Origin of the sequence: Virgibacillus sp. M23 (genome assembly GCF_034190895.1) — a bacterium.
GTDB lineage: Bacteria > Bacillota > Bacilli > Bacillales > Amphibacillaceae > Virgibacillus > Virgibacillus salarius.
Genome location: NZ_JAWDHA010000210.1, coordinates 1 through 499 on the forward strand (window position 1 = coordinate 1; position 499 = coordinate 499).

At 32.1% G+C, this 499-nt stretch carries 1 protein-coding gene; it reads left to right on the top strand.

All coding sequences use genetic code 11. The features are described 5' to 3' along the window. Nucleotides 1-227: hypothetical protein (locus tag RVS70_RS22115; protein WP_321134861.1), on the top strand; the 227-nt coding region annotated here is incomplete at its 5' end. Nucleotides 228-499 lie beyond the last annotated feature (272 nt).

Consider the following 499-nt stretch of genomic DNA (forward strand, 5'->3'; position numbering starts at 1 on the left):
TCTCAAGATATAAGCTATTTTATAAAAATAAATTTAATAGTAATGAAAATAATTTGAGACTGAATGCGAGTAATATTATGATTGGAGATAATCCTGATATTACAGCGGCAAGGGTAGCCCTAAGGGGTTCAATGCAAATGGAAGTCCCTTATTATACGGAAGAAGAGGGAGAAATTATTGCAAATGCTTTTGCTGATAAAATACTAGACCTTGTAGCAAGTGAATAGATAATTTAGAGTGGAGTACCATACATTTCGAAAAATATGGTACTCTATATTTTAAGATCTTAAGAATATACAACAAATTATAAGTTATTTTCTTTTTGATTTAATGGAAGGAAAGAAAGGGGAAGACATGAGGAAATATTTAGGGATAGTGTCACTTATCATGCTGTTATTCACATTGTGTTTTCTACCCTATATCCATTGGGCGCTTGGAATTCTAGGGATAGTTTTGGGGGGGTTTAAATGAATTAAAACAACTAAAGGGCTTTCTAAGT